This is a genomic window from Nocardia sp. NPDC004718 (assembly GCF_053601535.1).
Window position 1 is genome coordinate 63,313 of record NZ_JBSGCA010000029.1, and the last position, 24,214, is coordinate 87,526.

The 24,214-nt window shown below is 69.3% G+C and carries 23 protein-coding genes; 10 read left to right on the forward strand and 13 right to left on the reverse strand.

The annotated features are described in order from the left end of the window. Window positions 1-7: 7 nt before the first annotated feature. From ACWEH3_RS22240 to ACWEH3_RS22255, 4 genes are all read right to left on the reverse strand, one after another. Window positions 8-730, reverse strand: a complete 723-nt coding sequence (locus tag ACWEH3_RS22240) for an ABC transporter ATP-binding protein (protein WP_450020855.1) — start codon at window positions 728-730, stop codon at window positions 8-10. Beyond that, the gene (locus ACWEH3_RS22245; RefSeq protein WP_450020857.1) at window positions 706-1,554 is read right to left on the reverse strand and encodes an ABC transporter permease; all 849 of its coding nucleotides are present in this window, start codon (window positions 1,552-1,554) and stop codon (window positions 706-708) included. The genes ACWEH3_RS22240 and ACWEH3_RS22245 overlap by 25 nt, the downstream gene beginning before the upstream one ends. A 34-nt stretch (window positions 1,555-1,588) precedes the next feature. Beyond that, window positions 1,589-2,632: an ABC transporter substrate-binding protein gene (locus ACWEH3_RS22250; protein WP_364432540.1), complete on the reverse strand. Its 1,044-nt coding sequence runs from the start codon at window positions 2,630-2,632 to the stop codon at window positions 1,589-1,591. A 168-nt stretch (window positions 2,633-2,800) separates the two neighbouring features. Continuing rightward, window positions 2,801-3,937 (reverse strand): ROK family protein, encoded by a 1,137-nt coding sequence (locus tag ACWEH3_RS22255; RefSeq protein WP_450020860.1) that lies wholly within the window; start codon window positions 3,935-3,937, stop codon window positions 2,801-2,803. Window positions 3,938-4,056: 119 nt separating this feature from the next. On the opposite strand from ACWEH3_RS22255, the gene ACWEH3_RS22260 reads away from it, so the two are divergent. Further along, the gene (locus tag ACWEH3_RS22260) at window positions 4,057-4,284 is read left to right on the forward strand and encodes an FmdB family zinc ribbon protein (protein WP_452358378.1); all 228 of its coding nucleotides are present in this window, start codon (window positions 4,057-4,059) and stop codon (window positions 4,282-4,284) included. 15 nt (window positions 4,285-4,299) lie between these two features. Here the strand turns inward: ACWEH3_RS22260 and ACWEH3_RS22265 are convergent, their stop codons facing one another. Genes ACWEH3_RS22265 through ACWEH3_RS22280 form a run of 4 tightly spaced genes read right to left on the reverse strand, consistent with a single transcriptional unit; the run spans window position 4,300 to window position 7,946 of the window. Continuing rightward, entirely contained in the window at window positions 4,300-4,575 is a 276-nt protein-coding gene (locus tag ACWEH3_RS22265; protein ID WP_355077196.1) for a SelT/SelW/SelH family protein, read from the reverse strand. An 18-nt stretch (window positions 4,576-4,593) separates the two neighbouring features. After that, the gene (locus tag ACWEH3_RS22270; protein WP_356967304.1) at window positions 4,594-4,983 is read right to left on the reverse strand and encodes a YchJ family protein; all 390 of its coding nucleotides are present in this window, start codon (window positions 4,981-4,983) and stop codon (window positions 4,594-4,596) included. A 22-nt stretch (window positions 4,984-5,005) separates the two neighbouring features. After that, window positions 5,006-5,494: a hypothetical protein gene (locus tag ACWEH3_RS22275; RefSeq protein WP_450026551.1), complete on the reverse strand. Its 489-nt coding sequence runs from the start codon at window positions 5,492-5,494 to the stop codon at window positions 5,006-5,008. A gap of 7 nt (window positions 5,495-5,501) precedes the next feature. Beyond that, the gene (locus tag ACWEH3_RS22280; RefSeq protein WP_450026553.1) at window positions 5,502-7,946 is read right to left on the reverse strand and encodes an AAA family ATPase; all 2,445 of its coding nucleotides are present in this window, start codon (window positions 7,944-7,946) and stop codon (window positions 5,502-5,504) included. A 438-nt stretch (window positions 7,947-8,384) separates the two neighbouring features. Here ACWEH3_RS22280 and ACWEH3_RS22285 point away from each other — a divergent pair, with 438 nt between their 5' ends. The 4 genes from ACWEH3_RS22285 to ACWEH3_RS22300 all read left to right on the forward strand — a co-directional run bounded on the left by ACWEH3_RS22285 (window position 8,385) and on the right by ACWEH3_RS22300 (window position 16,395). Beyond that, window positions 8,385-11,252: a DUF5691 domain-containing protein gene (locus tag ACWEH3_RS22285; RefSeq protein ID WP_452358379.1), complete on the forward strand. Its 2,868-nt coding sequence runs from the start codon at window positions 8,385-8,387 to the stop codon at window positions 11,250-11,252. Further along, on the forward strand, window positions 11,249-12,349 hold the full coding sequence (locus ACWEH3_RS22290) for an ATP-binding protein (protein WP_450025546.1): 1,101 nt from the start codon (window positions 11,249-11,251) through the stop codon (window positions 12,347-12,349). The genes ACWEH3_RS22285 and ACWEH3_RS22290 overlap by 4 nt, the downstream gene beginning before the upstream one ends. Next, on the forward strand, window positions 12,346-14,817 hold the full coding sequence (locus tag ACWEH3_RS22295; RefSeq protein ID WP_452358380.1) for a DUF5682 family protein: 2,472 nt from the start codon (window positions 12,346-12,348) through the stop codon (window positions 14,815-14,817). The genes ACWEH3_RS22290 and ACWEH3_RS22295 overlap by 4 nt, the downstream gene beginning before the upstream one ends. Window positions 14,818-15,237: 420 nt before the next feature. Then, window positions 15,238-16,395 (forward strand): VWA domain-containing protein, encoded by a 1,158-nt coding sequence (locus ACWEH3_RS22300; RefSeq protein ID WP_450025544.1) that lies wholly within the window; start codon window positions 15,238-15,240, stop codon window positions 16,393-16,395. 349 nt (window positions 16,396-16,744) lie between these two features. Here ACWEH3_RS22300 and ACWEH3_RS22305 read toward each other — a convergent pair whose 3' ends face one another. Then, on the reverse strand, window positions 16,745-17,521 hold the full coding sequence (locus ACWEH3_RS22305) for a helix-turn-helix domain-containing protein (protein ID WP_450025542.1): 777 nt from the start codon (window positions 17,519-17,521) through the stop codon (window positions 16,745-16,747). A gap of 117 nt (window positions 17,522-17,638) precedes the next feature. Here ACWEH3_RS22305 and ACWEH3_RS22310 point away from each other — a divergent pair, with 117 nt between their 5' ends. After that, entirely contained in the window at window positions 17,639-18,076 is a 438-nt protein-coding gene (locus ACWEH3_RS22310) for an SRPBCC family protein (RefSeq protein WP_450025540.1), read from the forward strand. A gap of 5 nt (window positions 18,077-18,081) precedes the next feature. Here ACWEH3_RS22310 and ACWEH3_RS22315 read toward each other — a convergent pair whose 3' ends face one another. The 4 genes from ACWEH3_RS22315 to ACWEH3_RS22330 all read right to left on the reverse strand — a co-directional run bounded on the left by ACWEH3_RS22315 (window position 18,082) and on the right by ACWEH3_RS22330 (window position 22,086). Beyond that, window positions 18,082-19,329 carry an MFS transporter gene (locus tag ACWEH3_RS22315; protein WP_450025538.1) on the reverse strand — a complete coding sequence of 416 codons (1,248 nt, stop codon included), beginning with the start codon at window positions 19,327-19,329 and terminating at the stop codon, window positions 18,082-18,084. 464 nt (window positions 19,330-19,793) lie between these two features. Next, on the reverse strand, window positions 19,794-20,624 hold the full coding sequence (locus ACWEH3_RS22320) for a phosphatase PAP2 family protein (RefSeq protein WP_450025536.1): 831 nt from the start codon (window positions 20,622-20,624) through the stop codon (window positions 19,794-19,796). Between the two features lie 641 nt (window positions 20,625-21,265). Then, window positions 21,266-21,652 (reverse strand): hypothetical protein, encoded by a 387-nt coding sequence (locus ACWEH3_RS22325; protein WP_452358381.1) that lies wholly within the window; start codon window positions 21,650-21,652, stop codon window positions 21,266-21,268. Beyond that, window positions 21,610-22,086, reverse strand: a complete 477-nt coding sequence (locus tag ACWEH3_RS22330; protein ID WP_450025532.1) for a hypothetical protein — start codon at window positions 22,084-22,086, stop codon at window positions 21,610-21,612. The genes ACWEH3_RS22325 and ACWEH3_RS22330 overlap by 43 nt, the downstream gene beginning before the upstream one ends. A gap of 49 nt (window positions 22,087-22,135) precedes the next feature. On the opposite strand from ACWEH3_RS22330, the gene ACWEH3_RS22335 reads away from it, so the two are divergent. Genes ACWEH3_RS22335 through ACWEH3_RS22350 form a run of 4 tightly spaced genes read left to right on the forward strand, consistent with a single transcriptional unit; the run spans window position 22,136 to window position 23,895 of the window. Then, entirely contained in the window at window positions 22,136-23,023 is an 888-nt protein-coding gene (locus ACWEH3_RS22335; RefSeq protein WP_364432584.1) for a helix-turn-helix domain-containing protein, read from the forward strand. Continuing rightward, the gene (locus ACWEH3_RS22340; protein ID WP_450025530.1) at window positions 23,020-23,229 is read left to right on the forward strand and encodes a DUF397 domain-containing protein; all 210 of its coding nucleotides are present in this window, start codon (window positions 23,020-23,022) and stop codon (window positions 23,227-23,229) included. Before ACWEH3_RS22335 ends, ACWEH3_RS22340 begins: the two co-directional genes overlap by 4 nt. Window positions 23,230-23,261: 32 nt before the next feature. Next, entirely contained in the window at window positions 23,262-23,438 is a 177-nt protein-coding gene (locus tag ACWEH3_RS22345) for a hypothetical protein (protein WP_450025528.1), read from the forward strand. Next, window positions 23,422-23,895 carry an NUDIX domain-containing protein gene (locus tag ACWEH3_RS22350; RefSeq protein WP_450025526.1) on the forward strand — a complete coding sequence of 158 codons (474 nt, stop codon included), beginning with the start codon at window positions 23,422-23,424 and terminating at the stop codon, window positions 23,893-23,895. The genes ACWEH3_RS22345 and ACWEH3_RS22350 overlap by 17 nt, the downstream gene beginning before the upstream one ends. The last annotated feature ends 319 nt before the right edge of the window (window positions 23,896-24,214 follow it).

Consider the following 24,214-nt stretch of genomic DNA (forward strand, 5'->3'; position numbering starts at 1 on the left):
GGTCCTTTCAGACAGCGGCCGGGGCGACGCCCAGCGAAGAGAGCAATGCGCGACGGACGCGCTGGAATTCGGGCAGACTCGGGTCGCGCTCGGCGGGCAGGTCCACCGGCACGTCGACCGTGATGCGCCCCTCGTCGAGCACGAGCACCCGGTCGGCGAGCGCGATGGCCTCGTCCACGTCGTGGGTGACCAGCAGCACGGTCGGGCGGCGGCGCCGGATCAGTTGCCGCAGCAGCTCGTGCATCTTGATCCTGGTCAGCGCGTCCAGCGCGCCGAAGGGTTCGTCGGCCAGCAGCAGGTCCGGCTCGCCCACCAGGGAGCGGGCCAGCGAAACCCGTTGCTGCTCACCGCCGGAGAGCTGGTTGGGCCACGCCCGTTCGCGTCCGGCGAGGCCGACCTCGGTGAGTACCCGCACCGCCGCGGCCTTGCGCGAGCGCGGCTGGCCGTAGAGCACGTTGGCCAGCACCCGTTGCCAGGGCAGCAGGCGGGAGTCCTGGAACACCACCGACGTCTTGGCGGGCACCCGCAGCGTGCCCGACCCGGCCACGTCGTAGTCGAGTCCGGCCAGCGCGCGCAGCAGCGTGCTCTTGCCCGACCCGCTGCGGCCGAGCAGGGCGACGAACTGCCCGGCCGGGATCGTCAGCGTGATGCCGTCCAGCACCGTGCGTTCACCGAAACTGCGGGTCAGACCGCGGACCTGTACGCCTACCCCGCGATCGTCCGTCGCCACGACAGCACCTTCCGCTCGACCAGCCGGATAACGCCGTCGGACAACAGTCCGAACGTGCCGTAGACCGCGAGGCCCACCAGGATCACATCGGCCTGGCCGTAGTTCTGGGCGTTCTGCATCATCTTGCCCAACCCGTCGATGGCGTTGACGGATTCGACCACGATCAGCGCCAGCCACGCGCCGGTCACCGAGAGCCGCAGGCCGAGGAAGAAACCGGGCAGCGAACCGGGTACCACGACCTTCCTGATGAAGGTGGCCCGCGAAACCCGCTGCACCTCCGACAGTTCCACCAACCGCTGATCGATGGTGGTGAGCGAGGCGTGCGTCTGGATATACATCGTGATCACCACGCCGAGGGTGATCAGCACGATCTTGAACGATTCGCCGATGCCGAGCCAGAGGATCATCAGCGGAATCAAACCGAGGCTGGGGATCGCCCGCTTCACTTGGATCGGGCCGTCCACCAGCGACTCACCGAATCGGGACAGGCCCGAGATCAGGGCGAGCGTCGTGCCGACCAGCACGCCGATGCCGAGGCCGATGCCCGCGCGCTGCAGCGAGGCGGACACGTTCGCCGCCAGCGAACCGTTGACGAGCAGGTCCCAGCCCGTTTCCAGCACGGTCCACGGCGCCGACAGCTTGCGTTCGTCGAGCCAGCCGAAGTGCGCGCCGGCCGCCCAGAGGCCGAGAACGACCACCACGCCGAGCATCCGGGCGAACGGAACGGACTTGCGTAGCCCGAGCCTGCGCAATTGCCTGCGTTCGACGAATCCGCCGGTCCGCGACGGCGGCGCCGCTACGGTGCGGGTCAGTGCGATGGTCATGGCGACTCCTGTGTTGTGCGGGCGCTCGAGCGGTTCACCGGGTGTCCTGGGTGCGGTAGTTCGCGGTCACCGCCTCGGCGGCGACTCGTTCGAAGCGGCGGTCGAAAAGCTCGTTCGCGTCGAACCGCTTGCCGAAATAGCCGGAACCGGTGAGCAAGTCGACGGTGTCCTGCTCCCATGCGATCGCTTTGTCCCAATTGTCCGGGAAATAGGGGCGAGGTGTCGTATCCAGAATTCGCCGGCCGTCCGCCGCGGAGACTTCCTGGTCTTTCACGTAGTAAGAGGAGATCCATTGTTCCTGGTGCTCCCAGGCCCAGACATCGCCGCGCGCCCAGAACTCGACGAATTGCCGGACGGCCGCGAGTTTGGCCGAGTCGCGCAGGACCGCGGTCGGCGCCCACAGCACGGTCAGCGCGTCCACCGCGGGCGTGGCCACCGCCGTGGCGCCTTGCCCGCGGTACTTGTCCAGGTATTTGGTCAGCGTCGGCTCCCCCAGCGGGGCGACGTCGATCTGCTTGCCCTGCAACGCGGTAAGAAACTGCGGGCTGTTGAGTTCCACCAGCTGCACTTCGTTCAGGCCGATGCCCGCGGCGCGCAGGGTGCGCAGCACCACCACGCCCTGGGCCTGACCAGGCGAGAAGCCGATCTTCTTGCCGCGCAATTCCTGGATCGAGTTGACGGTCACGCCGGGTGCGGTGGCCAGCTGATAGTTCGGGATGTCACGAACTTTGACGCCGACGATCTTGGCGTCGAGACCGGTCGCGTGGGCGTGGATGGGCGGGATGCCCGCGTTCGTCGCGATATCAACCGAACCGCCACGAAAGGCTTGGATGACGTCGGGGCCCGCTGAGACGGCGGGCCAGGCCGACACGGTGAACGGCAGCTTGCCGATCTCACCGGAGGTTTCCAGCGCGACGCGGGTGGTGTTGACCGCCACCGACAACGAGGTGCCGGCCGGAACGGTGGTCGGCAGAGCGGATTTCAGATCGGTGTCGCCGCCCTCATCGGTGGCGCACGAGACGGCGAGCAGAGCGGTGGCGGAGGTGACGAGTGCTAATCGCCGGAGAGAATTGCGCACGGTGATTTCCTGGGTCGAATCCGGTGTTCTCGGGAATATTTCGCTCCCGGACAACACCGCACTTGCGATCCGGTCCCGGCAATGGCTCGGTGTATTTCTTTCATGAAAGAACTTTCCCGAATACCCGTGCCGCACGTCAATATTCGTTCTACTTAAAATAAGTCGGAGTCAAACGGCAGCCTCCAGCGCGCGCAGCGGAGTGTGGAACAGGCTGTGCAGCACCACCGCGCCCGCGGACATCTCCAGGACTCGCCCCTCGAACGACGAACCGACCACCAGTTCGGCCGGGTCGGTACACAACAGCGAATGTTCGCGTACGGCCGCGAGATACGCCTCCCACACGCCGCCGACGCGGCGGCCGCGGTCGACCACCACCACCGATTCGGGATCGAGCAGATCGATCAGCGCCGCGACGACCCGGCCGAGGACGCGGGCGCGCTCCACGAACAGCCCGCGCACGGGCGCGCCTTCGGCCGCCACCGCCACCAACTCGGGCATGGTCGACGCCACGCCGCAGCGCTCGAGCAGCGCATGATCGGAGTAGTAGTCGTCGAGCGAGGAACCCCCCTGCGGGCCCGCGCTCTTTCCCGCGCCCAGGCCGAGCAGCGACTCGATCGATCCGGCTCCAGACCTCGGCCCATAGTGCACCTGCCCGTGCACCGCTATGGCCACATCGATCACGTTGCCGACGAACAGCACCACCGAGCTCGCCGTCGCGCCCATGCGGCCGAACAGCTGCTCGGCGTGCATCAGCGCTCTGGTGTGACTGTCGAGCTGGGTCGGCAATCCGGTGCGCGCGGCGAGATACTCCCGCACCGGGACGTCACGCCAGCGTAGGAAGGAATGGTCCACCACCGACCCCGCCGTTCGGTCGACCCGGCCGCCGGTAGCGACGCCCAGGCCCACGATCCGCAGGCCGTCGGACTCGTCGCGGACCCGGCACACCTCGGCGGCGGCGGTGGCCAGGATGTCGTACGGGGCGTGTGTGGGGTGCTGCACCTTCGTGGTGCGCCGCAGCGTGCCGCCGATGTCCACCACCGCGACGGTGGTGTGGGTGGCCGCGATGTGCACCGCTATGGCCACGTTGTCGGCGGTGTCGAGCGCCAGCGGGCTATGCGGTCGGCCGATCCCGGACGCGCCCGCGGTCTCGGGCAGCTCGACGATCAACCCCGCCTCCAGCAGCGCGCGAGTCTGCCAGGTCACCGTGGCGGGTGAGATTCCCGCGTGTCTGGCGATGGAACTGCGCGGAGCCGGACCCAGCTCGAGCAACGCTCGAAGTACCGCTCCCGCGCTGCCGTCCGCCATCGCCGTCACCTCTTCATCGCCGCGCTGCCCAGCCACGCTACGGACGCGGTCCGCGGCTGCGAAGCATTTGGCGCAGGCCGATCCGAACACAGCGGCGGCACAGGCCCTAAACTGAGCGGATGCCGAGTTACAGCTATCGGTGCCGCAGCTGCGGTGACACGTTCGAGGTGACCCGTCCGATGGCGGAGTCGGCCGCGCCGGCGACCTGCCCGATCGGCCACGACGACACGGTCAAGTTGCTGACCACCTTCGCCACCGTCTCCCGTGGCGGCGCGAGCACGCCCGCGCCCACCCCGGCGGCGCCCCCGGCGGGCGGCGGCTGCTGCGGTGGCGGCTGCTGCGGCTGAGTTTCCGGCGCGGTCTCACTCGCGCCGGTCGGCATGACCGAGGTCGCGCTCGGGTGCGACCCGGTCGCGCACGCGCTGCTTCAGCACGGTGATGTCGGGAAATCCGCCGTCGGCCTTGCGCTCCCAGATCTGTTCGCCGTCCACGGTGATCCGGAAGACCCCGCCCGAACCCGGCAGCAGCGCGACTTCGTCCAAATCGGTGGCGAAGGTGCTGAGCAATTCCTGCGCCATCCAGCTTGCCCGCAGCAGCCAGCGGCATTGGGTGCAGTACTCGATCGCGACGCGTGCCATGCCCGCTGACGCTACCGCTCAGTCGTCGTGCGTGCCGTCCAGGTAGACCCAGGCGCCGTCGGATCGGGCGAACCGGCTGGTCTCGTGCAGTGCGCCGCGACCGCCCGCGTCGCGGTAGTGCGCGACGAACTCCACCGTGCCGGTGTCGTCGAACAGTCCACCGCGGTCGGTTCGGGTGATTTCCAAGAACAACCAGCGCTGGGCGGGATCGAGGGTCAAGGCGGCCGGCCGAGTGCGCGGATGCCACGAACGCAGCAGATAGTCGACATCGCCCACCGCGAACGCGGTGTAGCGCGAGCGCATCAGGGCTTCGGCGGTGGGAGCGGGACGCTCGCCGCTCAACACCGGACCGCAGCAGTCCTCGAATGCCTCGCCACGCCCACACGGGCAGCGCCGTGCCTTGTTCATTTCCGCACCCTTCCGACCTGTGTCAGGAATCCCGGCGCGCCCGCACCGCCGCCAGGTCCTCGGCCAAGGCTACGGTCTGCTCCCGCCAGCGCCGCAGATCGGTGACGCTCGGCGCGAGTTCGTAGTCGTGATGGTGCGCGGCGCGCGACAGCGCCGCCCAGAGCACGGCCACGCGCGCCGCCACGTCCGGTCCCGCGAAGGCGCGCAGCGCGATGAGCTGTGCCCGCATCGGACAGCGGACCAGCGGGGGCGCCAGCCGCAGCCACAGTTCGTCGACGGCCTGCTCCAGAGCGATCCGCAGAATCCAGGCCGTCGCCCGGGACCACAGCCCGCCCGCGGCGGTCACCGATCCGGCGAGCAACAGATCCACGGTTTCCAGCCGCTCGGCGACCGACGGCCGATTCGCGCGCGAGCGGTGCGCGCCGTTCGGCCCACGCTGCCCGTGCCGGGCCGCGCGCCCGCCGCCCGCGGGTCCACGACGTGCGCCGACCGGCCGACGCCGCCCGCTCATCGGCGCCTCACCGGGCCAGCCACGCGACGAACTTCTCGGTCTCACCGATCAGCTCGCGCATATCGCGCCCGATCGGCACGTGCGCGCCCGCCGTGGCGTCGCGCAATGCGTCCACCACCCACCGTCCTTCGCGCGCGATGAGGTTCTTGTTCAAGTCGTCGACCTTGCTGCCGACCCCGAAGACCGCGAGCGCCACCTTCGCCCGGGTCGAATGCGCGGCATCGATGTGGCGTTCCACTTCCGCGTGACCCATGCCCGCGGCGAGCAGGGTGCGCCGCGCCCTGGCCAGACTGGCCGCCTCCACCGCGGAACGGCAGCACGTGGCCACCAGTTCGTCGGCGATCGCCGCGGGCAACTGCGGGGTGCGCACCAATGCGCGGGCATCGTCGAGATAGCGGCGGATCGGGTCGCTGGACACCCGCACCTCGACCACCGAGCGGTCGCGGCGCTGCACTTCCAGCACGGTCGCGTCGAGCTGCATCCGCCGCACCGCTTCGGCGAGGCGCTCGTCATGGGTGAAGACCACCACCTGCCTGGTCCAGGCGACCGTGGCCAGCACCTGGGCCAAGCCGTCCACCTTGGCCGGGTCCATCGCCTGCACCGGGTCGTCGATCATGACGAAACGGAACGGGCTCTGCTCCACCGTGGCGCGCGGCAGGAACAGCGAGAGACCGAGAGCGTGCAGCTCACCCTGGCTCATCACGCCCAGCGCGGCGCCGTCCACCTCGTCGACGGTCACGTCGAGCAGCACGCGGCGCGCGGTGCCCGCGTTGCCCTGCAAACGGATCGCGCCCAGCTCGACGTTGCTCTGCTGCCGCAGCGTGCGCCACACCCACCGGGCCGTCGTCTCCAGCGGCGTCATGCGCTCGCCGCGCAGACCCGCGGTGGCCGACTTCAGCCAGTCCTCGGCCTTCTTCACGGTGCGCAGCTCCGCGGCGTGCGCGGCCACCTCGCGCGCGCCCTCCAGCCAGGCCACGATCCGTGGCACCAGCGGCGTCCACACCTCGTCCAAGCGGTCGAGTTCCTTGCGGGTGCCCTTCTGCAACAGGTCGAGCTCGTCGACCAGTCGCGCGTGGGCGGCGCGCAGCCGGGCGGGCAGGTCCGGGGCGTATTCGGTGATGGTCAGCGCGGCCCATTCGGCCCAGGCCTCGCGCACCGCCGTGGTGTCGACAGACGGCGGGTTGCGCGGATCGAAATCCAATTCGGCGGGAACGAGGTCGGGAAGCGCCCGCGCGGCCCGCACCGCGTTGCCGAGCTCGATCCGTGCGGTGGTGAGCGCGTCGACTCGGGCGGTGAGCCGCTCGATGGCCGCATCGGTCTCGCGCGCCCACGCGTCGTCGAGTGCGCCGCGGCCGCACACAGGGCACGGACACGGCCCGCTCGCGGCATGGTGTTCCCGCGCCTTGCGCAGCAGTTCCAGCAGGCGCAGATCGGCTTCGGCGTCGGCGGTGGCTCCCGCGGCCAGCGCCGCGCCCCAATCCTCGAGCCGGGTGGCCACCGCCTCCACTTCGGCGTCCCCGGGCAGCGCGAGCCGCACGATGGCGCGCAGGCCGTCCGGTCCGGTCGGGTCGTCCACCGCGCCGAGCACTTCCCGGCCCACCGCGGCGAGATCCGGTTGGGCGGGCCGCAGCAGCCCGGCGACCCGGACCGCGCGGTCGTCGGCCACCGACGCGAGCAGCTCCAGCAGTTCCAGGCGTTCCTGACGCGAATCCCGTACGGCGCGTTCCAGCTCCAGACGGCGCATCCGGATCCGTTCCTGCGCCAGGGTGAGTTCGTCGAGACCGAGCAGCTGGTGCAGCGCGTCGAACAGGTCGCTCGGTTTCCCGTCCACCAGGGCGCCGAGTTCGCTGTAGGACAGGAAGGGGCGGTAGAGCTCGAGCTGGGCCGCCCACCGATCGGTGTCGAATCCTGTCGGCGGCGCGGGCGGATACCGCTGGGTCCAGTGCGCGTCCGGCAGGTCCGCGCCGGCCGCCCATTCCTTGGCGATGGTGAGGCGCGGCGCGGCACCGGCGGTGAGCAACTCGAGCTCGATGCGGGCGGCCGTGCCGTCGTGCAGGTTGCGCCAGCCCTCCCGCCACGCCGCCGAGCGACCGTCCCACCGGCGGTTCCCTCCGGTCATCGCCAACTCCGCGGCCTCGGCGAAACTGGATTTGCCGCTGCCGTTGCGGCCGACCACGAGCGTGAGGCCGGGGCCGGGCGGCAGTTGCAGCGTCGTCTCGGGGCCGATACCCCGGAAACCGCACACCCGGATGGCGCTGAGGAAAATCCCGGAGTGATCGAATGCCGTTGACGCGTCCTCTGTTTCGGCGGCGCCGATGGCGCGCAAGACGGTCCGCGTCACCGACGGCGTGACCGCGGGATCCTCGGCCAGGCGCCTGGTCACCACCGCCGAGAGCCGGGGCGGCGCGTCCGTGGAACCGGCGGCCTCGACAGCGTCGGGATCCAGGCGCATGCGAAAAACCCCTCCACCATCGAGCCGCAACACGTCCTCCGACCCCGTGCACGGCGCCTTGTCGAAGCTGTGCGGAACGCTACCCGATCGCGCCGGAATCGCCCACCGCGCCCAGGCGAATCTGCCCGCGGGGATGGATATATGGTCATCGAGACGCCTGCGCCATGTCTCGATGTCCACCCCTCGCGCCAACCCCGGCGGGCAGCCTCGATGGTGTCTACACCCGGTCCGGGTGGCTCGGTCGAGCCGAACAGGACAGAATGCCAGAGCGCACCGATCGGCGCAAGATTCGTTCGAAAGACGAATGCGGCACCGGGACAAGCGGTTCCGAAGGCGGCGCGGCGCCGGCGGCGGTACTTGTCGGTGCGCTGGGGTAGAAATCCGGTCAACCGAGCAATGAAGGAAGGCGATGAGGCAGCAGCGAGCCGGAGCGAGCCGATGACGACGCCGTGGACCGAAGCCCAGGTCACGGCGTTGGCGCCGGACGCGAATTCGCTCTCGGCGGCTCGCAAGCTGGTGGGTCGCTGGCGCGAGTGCGGGCAGCACGGCACGGCGCTGTGGGGCCGGTGCCAGGGCAGCGGCGCCACGCCCTATCAGGCGATCGTCGACCTGTCCGGTCCGGCGTACCGGTGCTCTTGCCCGAGCCGCAAGTTTCCTTGTAAACACGCGCTGTCGCTGTTGCTGCGCTGGTCCGCGGGCGATGTCGCCGTCGCGCCGGAGACCGCGGACTACGCGGCGGCGTGGATCGGCGGCCGTACGGCGCGGGCCGCCGCGACCGCGGAGCGGCCCCGCACCCCGAATCCGGCCACCGCCGAACAGCGCCGGGTGCGGGTCACGGCGGGGCTGGAGGAACTCGACGTCTGGCTCGGTGATCAGGTACGCACCGGGCTCGCGCAGACCGATCGCTCGTATCGCGCCTTCGAGGCCGTGGCCGCCAGGATGGTCGACGCGCAGGCCCCCGGCCTCGCCTCCGCTCTGCGCAGGCTCCCGGCCGCCGTGGCCACCAGACCCGACTGGCCCGACGTGGTGCTGCGCGAGTACGCGCGCATGCACCTGTTGATCGCCGCGCACCGGCAGCTCGACGCGGTGTCGCCCGCGCTGCGCGCCACCATCCGCACCCATATCGGCTATCCCAATCCGGCCGAGGCGGTGCGCGCCGAAGCTCCGGTGCGTGATCGGTGGATGGTGTTCGGCTCGCGGATCACCGAGGACGAGCGCCTCTACACCCGGCGCACCTGGCTGTACGGGCGGGAGAGCAGGCGCTGGGCGCTGGTGGTCGACCATTCCTTCGGCTCCCCCGGCTTCCCCGCCGACGTTCCCGCGCTGGGTCAACTGGCCGACGCGGAGTTGCATTTCTACCCGGGCGCCGCGCCGCTGCGTGCGCTGTGGGGCGAGCGGCACAGCACGGTCGAACCGTTCACCACGTTGCCCGCCGACGCGAACCACCCCGCCACCATCGCCGCCGCGCTCGCCGCGCACGCGTCCGCGCTCGGCGCCGATCCGTGGCTGCGCTCGTGGCCGATGCTGCTTGCCGATGTGATACCCACCCGCACCGAAGAGGGCTGGTACCTCGCCGAATCCGGCGGCAGCGCGCTGCCGATCCGGCCGGGCGAACAACCGTGGACGCTGCTGGCCGTCTCGGGCGGTCATCCGGTGACGGTGGTCGGCGAGTGGAGCGCCGACGGATGGAAGCCGATTTCGGTGTTCACCGCGGGGGAGGTGATCGATCTGGCATACACGGAGACCTTCGTGCCCGACGCGACCTCGCCCGCGGGGCCGACCGGGAGCGCCGACCTCACCTCCGTCGCGCTGCTCGGCACCGCGCGCCGCGCCCCGGATCTCGCCGCACTGGCGCCCGCGATCGCACGCGCTGCCGACCGGTTACCGCATGATCCCGCGGTGCGCCTGCTCGAAACAGCCGCGCTACAGGACCTTTTCCTCCGCGGCGGGGTCGCTCCCGCCACTGCCGCGGCACCGGAACCCGCGGCGGACGATCCCCGTCCGTCGCTGCCGCGCCCTGCTGCCGTGCGCCTGGCACGCATGCTGCGGGAACGCTCGGCGTTCCTGCCCGAATGGTTCGACGCGGCGCGGCCGCACGATTACCGGGCGCCGGGCGCGCTGTGCGAGCAACTGCTCGAGCACGCGAAGATCAATGCCGGCCTGCGCGAGCCGCTGCTACGCCTCGCGGGCACTCGCGGCAGCTGGCTGGCGGCCCGGCATCCGGATTGGCGCGACTTGGTGCGGTTGCCGTCCGCCGACGCCGAACGCTCCACGGACACTTGGCTGTTCGGTCGGCCACCCGAGCGGCGCGACTGGCTCGCCGACCTCCGGCGCGGCGACGCGGGCGCGGCCAGGGCGGAGCTCACCGCGGCGTGGCCGAAGGAATCCGGGCCGTTGAAGGCCGAACTGCTGGCCGTGCTCGCCGACGGGCTCGGCCCGGACGACGAGCCCCTGCTGGAAACGGCGCTGGACGACCGGCGCGCGGACGTGCGCCGCACCGCCGCCGGACTGCTCGCGCTACTGCCGGAATCGGCGTTCTCGCAGCGGATGCGCGCCCGAGCGAGCGCGTGGATCCGCGCCGAGCACCGAATGCTGCACACGAACGTGGTTCTCACGCTGCCCGACCGGCCCGACGCCGCCGCGCAGCGCGACGGGATCACCGACCGCACCATCGAATTCGCCTACCGCTGGAACGGCGCGCCCGACGTGTCCGCGGCCCGGCTCCGGCAGGTGGTCGCCGCGACGCCGCTGGCGCACTGGACCGGTGTGTTCGGCACACCGCAACAGGCGGTGCGCGCCACGATCGAAGACCGGTTCCGGCAGCCCATCTTCGACGGCTGGGTGGACGCCGCACTGGCTCAACACGATTCGACGTGGGCGCGGGCCTTGTTCGAAGCGGGCGTGCCCACCGATCTGGCGATGCTGCGCAGACGGGAGCTGTTCGCGCTGCTACCGCTGCCGGATCGGACCGCGCACCTGGTGCGGCTGGACGGCTCCTGGCTGTCGGAGATCGAGGCGCTGCTGCCCGCGATGGGCCATCCGTGGCCGGAAGCGCTGGCCCAGCATGTGGTGCTGCTGCTGTTCGAGCGGGCGCGGGCGGCGGCGCGGCGCCCCGAGACGCACGGCGCGTCACCGAACGCGCACCGCTCGCTGCTCGCCGCGGCCTCGGTCCACCTCCCCGTCGCCGCCGCGGGCACGCTGTCCGCGGTGGCCCGCAAATGCGACGATCCCGCCTGGCAGCGGGCCTTCGACCAGCTCGCCCATGACCTCAACAACCGCTCGATGATGCTCGAGGAGTTGCGATGACCACCACCGACCCGACGCCGGATCTGCTGCGCCCCCATGCGGAACAGGCGTACGCCGACGAGCTGCGCGCCCTCACCGCCGCCGACGACCGGCCCCGCCCGCCGTCGTGGCGGCTGTCGCCCTGGGCGGTGGTCACCTACCTGCTCGGCGGCACCCTGCCCGACGGCACCGTGATCACCCCGAAGTACGTCGGCCCGCGCAGGCTCATGGAGGTCGCGGTGGCGACGCTGGCCACCGACCGCGCACTGCTGCTGCTCGGGGTGCCGGGCACCGCCAAGACCTGGGTGTCCGAGCATCTCTCCGCCGCCATCAGCGGTGCGTCGACGCTGTTGGTGCAGGGCACCTCGGGCACCGCCGAGGAGGCGATCCGCTACGGCTGGAACTACGCGCGGTTGCTCGCCGAGGGACCGAGCGATGCGGCGCTGGTGCCGTCGCCGGTGCTCACGGCCATGCGGACGGGCTCCATCGCCCGCATAGAAGAACTCACCCGCATCCCGTCGGACGTGCAGGACGCGCTGATCACCATCTTGTCCGAGAAGACGCTGCCGGTGCCCGAACTGCGCACGGAGGTGCAGGCCGCGAAGGGCTTCAACGTCATCGCCACCGCCAACGATCGCGACCGCGGGGTGAACGAGTTGTCCTCCGCGTTGCGCCGCCGGTTCAACACAGTCGTGCTGCCGCTGCCCGCGAGCGAGGACGAGGAGGTCGCCATCGTCAGCAGGCGGGTCGAGCAGCTCGGCTCCGCGCTGGAACTGCCGACCGTGCCCGCGGCGGCCGAGGAGGTGCGGCGGGTGGTGCGGGTCTTCCGCGAGCTGCGCTCCGGCAGTACGGCCGACGGCCGGACCAAGCTCAAGTCGCCGTCCGGAACACTGTCCACGGCCGAGGCGATCTCGGTGATCACCAACGGAATCGCGCTCTCGGCGCACTTCGGCGACGGCGTGCTGCGCGCCTCCGACATCGCGGGCGCGGTGCTCGGCTCGGTGATCAAGGACCCGGTGGCCGACGCGGTGGTGTGGACGGAGTACCTGGAGGCCGTGGTCCGCGAGCGACCGGATTGGGCGGATTTCTACCGCGCCTGCCGCGAGGTCACCGGGTGACCTCCGGTGTCGAAACCGCCCCTGTAACCAGGGTATTCGGCATCCGCCACCATGGTCCCGGCTCGGCGCGCTCGCTGCGGACGGCCCTGGCGGACTTCCGGCCCGACATGATCCTCATCGAGGGGCCCGCGGACGCCGATCCGCTGGTGGGCTTCGTCGCCGCCGAAGGGATGGCCCCTCCGGTCGCGCTGCTGGCGTACGTTCCCGACGCCCCCGCCACGGCCGCGTTCTGGCCGTACGCGGTGTTCTCCCCCGAGTGGCAGGCGCTGCGGTACGCCGCGGACAACGCGGTGCCCGTGCGGTTCTGCGATCTGCCCGCGAGCGTCACGCTCGCGACCGAGGACGAGCCCGGCGACCGGTTCGATCCGCTCGCCGCGCTCGCCGAAGCGGGCGGCTACGACGACGCCGAACGCTGGTGGGACGCCGTCGTCGAAACCGTGCCGGACGCCGACGCGTTCGACGCGATCACCGAGGCGATGGGCGCGCTGCGGGAAGGCGCCGAGCGCGATGCCACGCATGGCGACCCGACGTCGGCCGCGCAAGACGGCCCGGCGCGCCAGGGGCATGCGGGCACCGAACCGGCTGATGACCGACCGACCGCCGAATCGGGACGCGATCGCCCTGAAGGCGAGCAACTCTCGACCGTGCAACCGGCGCAGGAGCGATCCACCGAGGACCAGGATCGATCCACCATGGACTCCACGTCGGAGTTGGATTCGGTCGCGGAGGCAGTAGCCGAATCGGCCCTCGTGCCGGAACCACCGCCCGAACCACTCGTGGTCGACGCCCACACCCTCCGGCGCGAGGCTCATATGCGCCAGACGATGCGCAAGGCCCTCAAAGACGGTGCGATGCGGCTGGCGGTGGTGTGCGGGGCGTGGCACGCGCCCGCGCTCGCAGGCGCGCTCGGTCCCGCCGCGCCGGACGCACGGATGCTCAAGGGCCTTCCGAAGATCAAAACCAGGCTCACCTGGGTGCCGTGGACGCATTCGCGGCTGTCCACGACCTCCGGCTACGGCGCGGGCGTCACCTCACCGGGCTGGTACCACCACCTGTTCACCGCCACCGAGCGGCCGATCGCCCGCTGGCTGACCAAGGTCGCCGGTGTGCTGCGCGCCCACGATCTGCCCGTCTCCAGCGCCCACGTCATCGAGGCCGTCCGGCTCGCCGACACCCTCGCCGCGCTGCGCGGTCGCCCGCTCCCCGGTCTGTCGGAGGTGACCGAGGCCACCCGGTCGGTGCTGTGCGGCGGCGACGAGACGATGCTGCGGTTGGTGATCGGCGAACTCGTCGTCGGAGAGGCGCTCGGGGCCGTTCCGGAGCAGACGCCGACCGTGCCGCTGGACGCGGACCTGCGCGCCACCATCCGGTCGCTGCGGATGAAGCAGGAGCCATCGATCCGCACCGTCGATCTGGATCTGCGCAAGGATCGCGAGGTGCGGCGATCGCGCCTGCTGCACCGGCTGCGGGTGCTCGGCATCGAGTGGGGCACACTCACCACCAGCGACGTGCGCAGCACGGGCACCTTCCGGGAAACCTGGACGCTGCGATGGCAGCCCGAGTACGCGATCTCCATCATCGAGGCCTCCCGCTGGGGCACCACGATCCGCACCGCGGCGGAGGCGAAGATTCTCGACACCGCGAGCCGCGCCGACCGCTCGGTCGGCGAATTGACCGCCGCGCTGGAAGTCGCGCTGCTGGCCGACCTGGGCGGCGCCACCGACGGATTGATCGCCCGGCTGGAATCCACCGCGGCGCTCGACCACGACGTCACCCACCTGCTGGCCGCGCTGCCCGGCCTGATCCGCACACTGCGTTACGGCGACGTGCGCGGCACCGACACCAAAGCGCTGGCCCACGTGGCCGACGGGTTGCTGGTGCGTATCTGCGCCGGCCTGCCCGCGGCGGTCACCGGATTGGACACCGACGCCGCCACCGATCTGCGCGGTCTGCTGGACGCGGCGCACACCGCCATCCACACCAGGGACGACGGCTGGGCCACCGGTGAGTGGCTCGCCGCATTGCGCCGGGTCGCCGACCGCGACGACGTACACGGCGCGCTGGTCGGTCGTGCGGTCCGTTTGCTCGCCGACGCGGGTCGCATCGATGACGCCGAATCCGCGCGCCGACTGTCCGCCGCCCTCTCGGTGGGCGCCACCGCCGCGGCCAAGGCGGCGTGGATAGACGGATTCCTCGGCGGTCGCGGCCTGCTGCTGGTGCACGATCGGGAGTTGTTGCGGCTCATCGACGACTGGCTGCGCGGACTCGGCAACGACACGTTCGTCGAGACGCTGCCGCTGCTGCGCCGTACCTTCGGCGCGTTCGAATCGGGTGAACGCCGCGCGATCGGCCAGGCGGTCCGCGACGGCGGAGCGGTATCACCGGCGGCGGCCGTCGCGGGCATCGACACCGATCGAGCCACGACCGCGGTGCGCACCGCGGCGGAGATCCTGGGGGTTACGGTATGAGCGGTCGGACCCGGAGACGGCAGCGGCGCGTAACCACACCGGGCCCCGCTCACGCCGCAATCGGACACCGCGTGAGCGGTGCGGCCGGAAACGACACGCCATGACCACGCAGCGCCCCGCTGATGCCGAAAACCGGCACAGCATGAGCGGCCGGATCCGAAAGCGGCAACGCACCACGCGCAGAACTCCACTGATGCCGAAATCGGGCACAGCACGAGGCTCCGCAGCGGAAGCACAGCGCAATCAAGCAGGATCACGGCCCCTGCCGAAAACCCACACAGCATCAGCGGCCGAACCCGAAAGCAGCAACGCACCACGACCACACAGGCCCACTGATGCCGGAACCGGACGCAGTATGAGTGACAAGGCAGCGGGGCGAGGCCGCACCGGCGCTCTCGCCCGTACCGAGGAGGACACGCCGTGACCGACGAAGCACAGTCTCGGCGTTGGCGATTGGTGCTCGGCGCGGCCGCGGAGGAAGGACTGGGCGGGCTGGGCTCCGGCGCCGACGCGGCGATGGACCGGGCGCTGTCGGCGCTGTACAACACCGATGAGGAGACCTCGCCCGGTAAACGCACCGGTGGTTTGCAGGGCTCGGCGCCGCGCGTGGCCCGCTGGCTCGGCGATATCCGCAGCTACTTCCCCGCCTCCGTCGTCGAGGTCATGCAACGCGACGCCGTGGAGCGGCTCGATCTCACCCAATTGCTGCTGGAGCCGGAACTGCTCGAGGCGGTGGAACCGGACGTGCACCTGGTCGGCACCCTGCTGAGCTTGAACCGGGTGATGCCAGAGACCACCAAGGCCACCGCGCGCATGGTGGTGGAGAAGGTGGTGCGGGAGATCGAGCAGCGCATCGCGGCGCAGACCGTCGCCGCGGTCTCCGGTGCGCTGAACCGCGCCGCCCGGGTCACCCGGCCGAAATTGCGGGATATCGACTGGGACCGCACCATTCGCAAGAACCTCGCCACCTACCTGCCCGAGCATCGCACCGTGGTGCCCGAACGCCTGGTCGGCTACGGCCGCAAGGCCCAGGCGGTCCGGCGGGACGTGGTGCTGGCCATCGACCAGTCCGGTTCGATGGCCGCCAGCGTCGTGTACGCGTCGGTGTTCGGCGCGGTGCTCGCCTCGATGCGGTCGCTGCGCACCTCGCTGGTGGTCTTCGACACCGAGATCGTCGACCTCACCGACAAACTCGACGACCCGGTAGAGGTGCTGTTCGGCACGCAACTCGGCGGCGGCACCGACATCAACCGGGCCATCGCCTACTGCCAGTCCCTGGTCACCCGCCCGGCCGATACGTTGTTCGTCCTGATCTCCGACCTCTACGAGGGCGGCATCCGCGACGAGATGCTGCGCCGCGTCCGCTCGCTACAGGATTCCGGCGTACAGGTCGTCGTGCTGCTCGCCCTCTCCGACGACGGCGCCCCCGCCTTCGACCACGACAACGCCGCAGCCCTCGCCGCACTCGGCATCCCGGCCTTCGCCTGCACCCCCGACAAGTTCCCGGAACTCTTGGCACTGGCCCTCGACCGCGGCGACGTCCAGTCCTGGGCTCACGTCAACGCCGCCCAGCGATGACGCGAATCCCTCCGGGTCTGCCACGCGGGACGACTTGGTGCTGGATCCGTCGTTACGACCAACAAGACCTCGAGAAGGTGTGGCACTACTTGGCCCGATTCGGCGCGACCGAGCCAAGTCCGCCGCGGTAGCCCCGAATCGGTGCCGAGAACACCACCGACCGTGGCGGACGGCCAGGCGCGATGGCGCTTGGAGGTGCCGTTTCCGCCCCTCAGCAAAATGCCACCGCGTGGGTCGACGGTTCGCCGCCAGAGCTCGAGCCGATCGTTGTGTCGCCGACCCACGTCGCCCGGCCGGGAAGCGCGAGGCCTGGGAAGGTGCAGCGCCGCGCCCCCCTTCAGCGGCTCGGTCAGTTGGTTTCGGTGAGTAGACGGCGCAGCGCCGTGGGGGTGTGGCCGAGGTGTTCGCGGACGGTGCGGGTCAGGTGTGCCTGGTCGGCGAAACCGAGGTGCGCGGCAAGGTCGGCGAGGCCGGTTTCCCCGTCGGTGAGCCGGTCGATGGTCCGGCCGACCCGTACTCGGTTGCGGTAGCGGGTCAGCGACAGCCCCATGTGCTGGGAGAACACCCGGCTCAACCGGTACGGGGAGACCTTCAGCAATGCGGCCAGAGATTGCAGGCCCACCGATTCCGGTGCGCCGTTGATGATCGCCTCGCGGGCCGCTGTAACCAGCGCCCGGTCGGAGGGCCGCGACCGAGGGATCGGCCATCCGGCGGCGAGTGCGACGAGCCGGACAAGCTCCTCGGTCAACGCGTAGTCGATGTCGCCACCTCGGACGGCAGCGAGAACACGGTGGTGCGCGAGATCGATACGGGCATCGAGGTACACCGCTCGCGGATCGACGGCCCCTTCCCAGCGGCCGGGCGCGATGGTCACCACGGTGCAGACGTCGCCGCCGACGGGATGGGCGAACCGTTCCTCTTCGCCCGGTACGCCCAAGTACCCGACGGTCGGGTCCAGGTCGGCCCGGTCGCCGTCGGACTGTCGCTGGAACCGGCCACGGCGCACGAGCACGAGGCGATGGTCGTCGCGGACCTCCGGGGCCGAGAAGTGGGTGTGGTCGGAGCGGCAGGTCACCGTGGTCACGGTGTACTCGGGCCGGGCGGCAACGGTTGTCGTGGACAGCACCTGCGGACCGTACGCCGAGGGTACGACGAAAACGCCGCGCAAGGATCTTCAAGACCCGCGGGTGGGCCGGCGGGAATGCTGAGACGGCAACCACCGCGGCCCGACCAGGAGGACCCCATGGCATCCGTTCACAAGGAATTCGGCATCGACGCCACGCCCGAGCAGGTATGGGATGCTCTCAGCGATTTCGGCGCGGTGCACGAGCGCCTCGGCCCGGGTCTCGCCAGCGACGCACGGCTCGACGCGGACACCCGTACCGTCACCTTCGCCGACGGCACCGTCGTCGTGGAACGGCTCATCGACCTCGACCCGGTGAGCCGGCGTATCGCGTACTCCATCGTCGGAGGCAGTCTGCATTCCTCTCATCACCACGCCTCGATGCAGGCGCTGCCCGGCAAGGACGGCGGGACCCTGGTCGTATGGCACACCGATGTCCTGCCCGAGGCTCTCGCTGTGCCGATAGCCGAGTTCGTCGAGCGGGCGTCGACTGTCATGCGCCGGACTCTGGAGACAGGGGGATCCCGGGAGCCGGGTGGCAGCGAACTCGCACCGTAAAGGGCTCATCGGGCACGCTGCGTGGCCGCGTGCCGCCGCGGACGGTCGTACGGACTCTCCGCGCCGGCCCGCGGCCGGTCGGCCAGGGTGACCACGCCCGCCGCGGCCGTGGCGACCGTAGCGAAGGCGACCAGACCGGGCCAGCCGAACCAGCCGACGGCGGCGGCGCCGAATGCGGTTCCCAGGCTGCCGCCGACGAAGTACACAGACATATAGGCACTGTTGAAGCGGGCAGGCGCGGACGGGTCGATGGCCAGGACCGTGCTCTGGTTGGCCACTTGGGCCGCGAACAGTCCGGCATCGAAGAGCCCGAGGCAGGCCAGGGTCACCACAGTGTTCGAGAGGGCAACGCCCAGGACGACCGTCGCGACAAGCGCGAGCGCGAGCCCCACCAGGATCACCTTTCGCGGGCCGACCCGGTCGGTCCACCCGCCGGCGATCCGGGTCGCGAGGACACCGGCGAGTCCGGCGCAGGCATACAGGCCGATCCGTTCGGGTGAATACGAGTACGGAGGCTGCGACAACGCCACCGCGAGACCTGCCCAGATCGCACAGAACGCGAAGAACCACAGCGCTCCCCGTGCCGCCGCCCGGCGCAGTGCGGCGAAGCGGGCGAAGAGCGCGGGAATTCCGCGCACCGTATCCAGATATCCGGCATACGTGCGACCCCGCGCGGCCGGCAGGGTGGACAAGGACACCGCCGCGACCACGACACACGGCACAACGAATACGAAAAGCATTGCTCGCCAACCGATCACATCGGCGAGCCAGCCGCCGATGATGCGCCCGGCGAGGATTCCGGCAGATATGCCCGCGGTCACGATACCCAAGACCGTGGCCCGCCGACGACGCTGCGCGAGACGCCCCGCCACCGAACTCAGCTGAGCCCCGACCGCCGACCCCGCCCCGACCACGCCCATGACCAATCCAAGGGTCCAAGGCGATTCCACCACCGCGCCAGCGGCGGAAGCAACCGCCAGCGCCGAGAACTGGGCCGCCACCACGGCCCGTGGCGCGAACCGGTCGACCAACGGCACCAGCAGAACCAACCCCACCAGATAGCCGACCGGACCGCACGCCAAAGCGGTGCCGGTCGCCGCCGTAGCGGCGTGCAGGGAACCGGCAACCTCCGCGACGGCCGGTTGCAGTAGGTAGACACTCGCCGTCCCGAGCGCAGCCGCCAGTGCCATGAACCACACGACGGGCGTCCGCAACTCAGCATTCCCGGCATCCGGGATCCGTTCGCTCTCCATTGAATCCACGGTAGGAATCCCGGCATCACGGTTCCGGCGAAAAATAGACAACACCGTCCCGTTCCCGGCCGCGGACGTATCCGCGAGAACAAGTCGGCGAGGAACGTCCCGCGATCAAGACGGCCGGGCCGCGGTGACCTGGACCTACTCGTTCCAGCCCACCGCGGCCACCTTGCGACCACTGGTATCGGCCTTCGTCGGCCGGACCATGCCCGCGCTCATGCGGGAGACACGCGCCGCGATGAAGAGCGGCGCGGAAGCCGCAGCAACGGATCAGCCGGGGTAACCCCCGGGGAATCCTCCCAACAGGGCGAACACCTGGATGGCAAGCGAAGACAGCAGCTCCGCGATGGTCATCGGTTCCATGGCAACTCCTTGTCCGAATGGGCGAACAGGACGGCTCTGCGATCGTACGCGCGCCGGAGCGCTTTTCCGGTCAGCGCCGCCGGGTGCGTGATGGACCGTCAGGAGCTGGTCAGCATGGGTTTCGACGGAACGGGACCCATCACGCCCCACGCCGTGGCCGCCGCGGGCACCACGAAGGGATGCAGTACGGCGGCCACCGCGAGCAACATGACAGCGACAATGGTGTCCAGCCAGTAGTGATTGGCGGTGCCCACCACCACGAGCGTGGTCAGCGCCGGATGGGCCAACGCGAGCCAGCGCCACGGTGTGCGAGTCGCGGCGACGACGGCAACACCGAGCAGCAACGCCCAACCGACGTGCAGCGAGGGCATGGCCGCGAACTGATTGGACAGACCGCCGGAATCGGCCGCACCGTAGACGGATTGGCCGTATCGCACGGCCAGATCGACGAACCCCTGATCGGGCAGCATGCGCGGCGGGGCGAGCGGGACCAGGATGTGCACCGCGAGCGCAGCTCCCGTCAGCGCCACCATGAGGTTCCTGGTCCAGCGATAGTGCTCCGGCCGGAACGTCCACAGCCACAGCAGGACTCCGACTGCCACGGTGAAATGCGCGCTGGCGTAGTAGAAGTTGGCCGGAACCGCGAGGAATTCGCGGTTCAGGAACAACGACTGCACCGTCTGCTCGTCCAGCAGGCCGAGCCGGTCTTCGAGTCCGAGCAAGCGGTGCCCGTTGACCAGGGCACGCCCCGTGTCGTCGGCGGTGATCAGACGACCCGCGCGATAGCCGAGGTAGAGCACCGTGATGAGAAGAAGCTGCCCGACCGCCTCGCCTCCGCGACCGCGCACGGCCGCGCGCACCCGTTCGACGACTCCGCCCGACGCGAGCTCGAGCCCGGCGCCCGGACCCCCGAAGTCCACAGCGACCATCGCGCGGCCTCCTTCCCCGTTGAATCAGGCCGTTTACCGAGAATTAAGTGGAGTGGTAACCTCCGTTTAAACTAGCACTACCGAACGGACAACTTCAGCAAGATGTGACGGGGCATACAGCCCCCTGTCACCAATTCGAGTTTGCTTGCAAGACAAGCGATCTCGCGATTTTCGCTACCCATCGACCGCACCGCCGAGCACGCCAGACGCATGGCTGACGACCTGGTGCGGCCACCAGCTCCAGCCGTTCCACGCGCGATCCGCGCTTGCCTCAACCGGTGGGCGAATGTGGATCCGGCCCGATTCACGGCCTCTCATTCCGCCGGTGTGAATCCGGTACAACCCGCCCTGCGGCCACCAGCACACCCCAGGCGGCGCGTTTGCGGGCACACCCGTGTTCGCGGTGCCACTGCATGGCGACATGGGCTTCGGCGACCGTGAAGGGCTCCGGCGGTGCCGCGCAGGTCCATTCCGCAGGCCACCGGAACGCCACCCGCTTCGCGGCGTTCGGGAGGCGGCGACGCCCATCGGAGCGTCCCGGCGAACCGGTCGGCCACAGACAGGCCAACGCGAGCGCGACACACGATCCGCCGCCGACAGTCGCGGCGGCACTGCACACCAGATCCCACACACTCAAGGCATCACGCCCCTTCGAGCGGCGGCACGACCTCTCGTCCTGGCGGTAGCAAGGACTGATTCAGCATGTCCAACACGTGCCGCAACGTTCGCGGCGCCACACCGACCTCGGGCGAGGCGCGAACATCGTCCATCGGAGGGAACGGGATGTTCCTCTCGGCGGCACGCTCACGCGGACTGAGCGTTTGCGGCACGATCCGGCCACGCACGACAAGCGTGTAATACGCCAGACGTTTCCATGCGCACCGGTCGATGCGGCATGCGCGATGCCGCCGCATGATGCGATGAGCGATTTCCACGTCCACGTCACCGCAGATCAGCGGTGGCTCGACAACGGTCTCGACCCCCATCACGCCCCCTCGCCGGGCACGAGCCCGGACGAGCGCGTCCATGTGCCCTGCGGGCTGACGGTCTCGAGATCGAAGCCCCTGTCGCAGATCAAGGCCGGTCGATCATCCACATGCCCCAACTCGAACACGACGATCACATCGACACCGAGCCCGGCCGCGAGGCCGAGCACGTACTCGATCGGACTGTCCACATCGACCGGTGGACGAACGGTGTGCACGTAGTGGTGCCCCAGTCCGAGAGCATGCCGCCACACCTCGGCGGCATGACGTGGGGCATGGATGCCGGACAGGTCATTCCGAATGAATCCCAATGATTTCGGCCTGCCCGCGATGGGCGGCTCGATTGCGTTCGCGTAGGTCATTGATTCCCCTCGAAGCTGGTCGGAGTACTGGAAGCACACCACCGCCTGAGCAGGCTGCCGCTGTCTAACAGAAAATTTCAGCAATTTGGCCCAGATCCCCTGGATCACCGCCAAACTGAGAGTGAAAGGCGATCGAACTGATAATGCCTACGAGGGGGTCGGAATGGGGAAGCAAGGCACAAGCGCGTCGCTGCCGCGTCGGCAGATGGGTCGCTACCTGCGTGAATCGCGCGAGGAGCAGAACCTGACGCAGGGACAGGTAGCCACCATCATGGATTGGAGTGTGAGTACCCAGTCCAGGCTGGAGCGGGGAGATGTCGGCCGGCTGCGCGCACGTGACATCGAATTGCTCTGCCAGAATTTAGGTCTGGATCACGAGAAGAGCGCCGCGATGGTCGGCTTGTTCAAGCAGGGGGCCGAGAAGAGCTGGTGGCACAGCTTCGGCGACCTCATTCCTGAGACGTTCAATGTGTACATCGGTTTGGAAGCCAGCGCTCGGCAGATCGAGATCTTTCGACCCGACATCATTCCCGGGCTGTTGCAGACCAACGACTACGCGGCGACGCTCGACCGGATCTACTTTCCGAAAGACTCCGAGGAAGAACGCCGACGCCGCATCGAACTGAAGACCAAGCGTCAAGCGATCATCACGCGCAAGGCGAACCCGGCAACAATCGACGTCATTCTCGGCGAAGCCGTCCTGCACGCGGTCGTCGGCAATCCCAAGATCATGTCCGCGCAACATCGTCACCTTGCGGAGCTGAGCACGTGCCCGAACGTCACGATTCGAGTTCTCCCGTTCGGTGCGGGCTTTCCGGTCGGCGGACCCGTCGGACCATTTTCGATCCTCGACTACGGCCTCGACGCCGCAGGTGGCGTCGCGGAACCGACAGTTGTCTACGTTGAGGGCTTCACTGGTGCGATGTACTTTGAGGGAGAGTCGGATCTTCGGCGGTATCGCGAGGCCCTCACGATCATTCGACATACCGCGCTGGACGCAGTCGCGAGCAGGAGGCTGCTTCGGCAAAGAATGAAGGAGTACTTGGCGTGAACATCGACCTATCCGGAGCCGAGTGGTTCAAGAGCACCCGTAGCTCGATGGGCCAAGATTGCGTTGAGGTCGCCTTCTTGGAGCAGGGCATGGTGGGGGTTCGCGACAGCAAGAACCCCAACGGTCCCGCCCTGGTGTTCGCTCCGGGCCAGTGGGACACGTTCACCAATTCCGTTCGACTCGACGGTTCCACCGGCGCAGCCTGAGCCCGCGAAAGCTCACGCGAGGACACGCCTCAATGATCGTGACGCCGTACCTGTTCCGTGCCCGTGGCTACCAGCACACGGCGCTGTACCTGCGCCGGTTGTCGCAGCACGGGATATTCGAGTCGTTCGCCGACCAGTTCGAACAGATAGGGGGCACCATCACCCCGTACTCAACGACGCAAGGATTCGCCAATGGGCTCACGGCGTGACTACTACCGAGATCCGAACGCACCACGGCCGAACTCGCTGAAGCCGGGGGCTTCAGCATTGGTGACCGACGAGAACGGGCGCGTGCTGATGCAGCGCCGTGGCGACTCGGGTAACTGGTCTTTACCCGGTGGAATCATGGAAGTAGGCGAGACTCTGGAGGATTGCGCGGTTCGGGAGACCCGCGAAGAGACCGGGCTAGACATAGAGATCACTGGTTTGCTCGGTATCTACACCGATCCTGAGCACGTGATCGAACATGCGGACGGTGAGGTTCGGCAAGAGTTCGCAGTGGTCTACTACGGCAGAGTGACCGGTGGGGAAATCTCCACGTCCGATGAATCGACCTCTGTCGAATTCCTACGACTCGACGAACTCGAGACGCTGCCCGTACACGAGACTGTTCGGCTCCGGTTGCAGCACCACGCCGAACAGCGCACAAGTCCGTATCTTGGTTGAGAGAGACAGCTTTCTACGGCCGAGCGTTCGACGTCCTGGCGAAACAAGCCGCAACCCGGATGCGGCGTGGATGATGACCCGGACCGCGATCGAATCGCGGTCTAGTGCCTCGTCCAGGTAGGTTGCCTCGGTAACCGGGTGTCGGGTTGATCGTGGGCCTGTTGCCGGTGGTGGCCCGGAAGCCGGAAGTGTTTGTGCGAGCGGTGACCCCAGAGGAGGGGCGGCGGTTGCAGAAGATCACGAAACGGAATCGCCGATATCAGCCGCGAAACTCTGCGTCAGATCCTCGAGGCCGAGGGTGTTCACTCCAGGTCAGCGG

What these genes read in the sequence shown, in the direction of transcription:
- ACWEH3_RS22260 (WP_452358378.1), top strand. Translation starts at nt 4,057, where the DNA reads ATGCCGAGTTACAGCTATCGGTGCCGCAGCTGCGGTGACACGTTCGAG.
- ACWEH3_RS22350 (WP_450025526.1), top strand. Translation starts at nt 23,422, where the DNA reads ATGGGCTCACGGCGTGACTACTACCGAGATCCGAACGCACCACGGCCG.
- ACWEH3_RS22270 (WP_356967304.1), bottom strand. Translation starts at nt 4,983, where the DNA reads ATGAACAAGGCACGGCGCTGCCCGTGTGGGCGTGGCGAGGCATTCGAG.
- ACWEH3_RS22255 (WP_450020860.1), bottom strand. Translation starts at nt 3,937, where the DNA reads ATGGCGGACGGCAGCGCGGGAGCGGTACTTCGAGCGTTGCTCGAGCTG.
- ACWEH3_RS22345 (WP_450025528.1), top strand. Translation starts at nt 23,262, where the DNA reads ATGATCGTGACGCCGTACCTGTTCCGTGCCCGTGGCTACCAGCACACG.
- ACWEH3_RS22325 (WP_452358381.1), bottom strand. Translation starts at nt 21,652, where the DNA reads ATGGACGCGCTCGTCCGGGCTCGTGCCCGGCGAGGGGGCGTGATGGGG.
- ACWEH3_RS22315 (WP_450025538.1), bottom strand. Translation starts at nt 19,329, where the DNA reads ATGGAGAGCGAACGGATCCCGGATGCCGGGAATGCTGAGTTGCGGACG.
- ACWEH3_RS22285 (WP_452358379.1), top strand. Translation starts at nt 8,385, where the DNA reads ATGACGACGCCGTGGACCGAAGCCCAGGTCACGGCGTTGGCGCCGGAC.
- ACWEH3_RS22290 (WP_450025546.1), top strand. Translation starts at nt 11,249, where the DNA reads ATGACCACCACCGACCCGACGCCGGATCTGCTGCGCCCCCATGCGGAA.
- ACWEH3_RS22265 (WP_355077196.1), bottom strand. Translation starts at nt 4,575, where the DNA reads ATGGCACGCGTCGCGATCGAGTACTGCACCCAATGCCGCTGGCTGCTG.
- ACWEH3_RS22335 (WP_364432584.1), top strand. Translation starts at nt 22,136, where the DNA reads ATGGGGAAGCAAGGCACAAGCGCGTCGCTGCCGCGTCGGCAGATGGGT.
- ACWEH3_RS22310 (WP_450025540.1), top strand. Translation starts at nt 17,639, where the DNA reads ATGGCATCCGTTCACAAGGAATTCGGCATCGACGCCACGCCCGAGCAG.
- ACWEH3_RS22280 (WP_450026553.1), bottom strand. Translation starts at nt 7,946, where the DNA reads ATGCGCCTGGATCCCGACGCTGTCGAGGCCGCCGGTTCCACGGACGCG.
- ACWEH3_RS22320 (WP_450025536.1), bottom strand. Translation starts at nt 20,624, where the DNA reads ATGGTCGCTGTGGACTTCGGGGGTCCGGGCGCCGGGCTCGAGCTCGCG.
- ACWEH3_RS22245 (WP_450020857.1), bottom strand. Translation starts at nt 1,554, where the DNA reads ATGACCATCGCACTGACCCGCACCGTAGCGGCGCCGCCGTCGCGGACC.
- ACWEH3_RS22275 (WP_450026551.1), bottom strand. Translation starts at nt 5,494, where the DNA reads ATGAGCGGGCGGCGTCGGCCGGTCGGCGCACGTCGTGGACCCGCGGGC.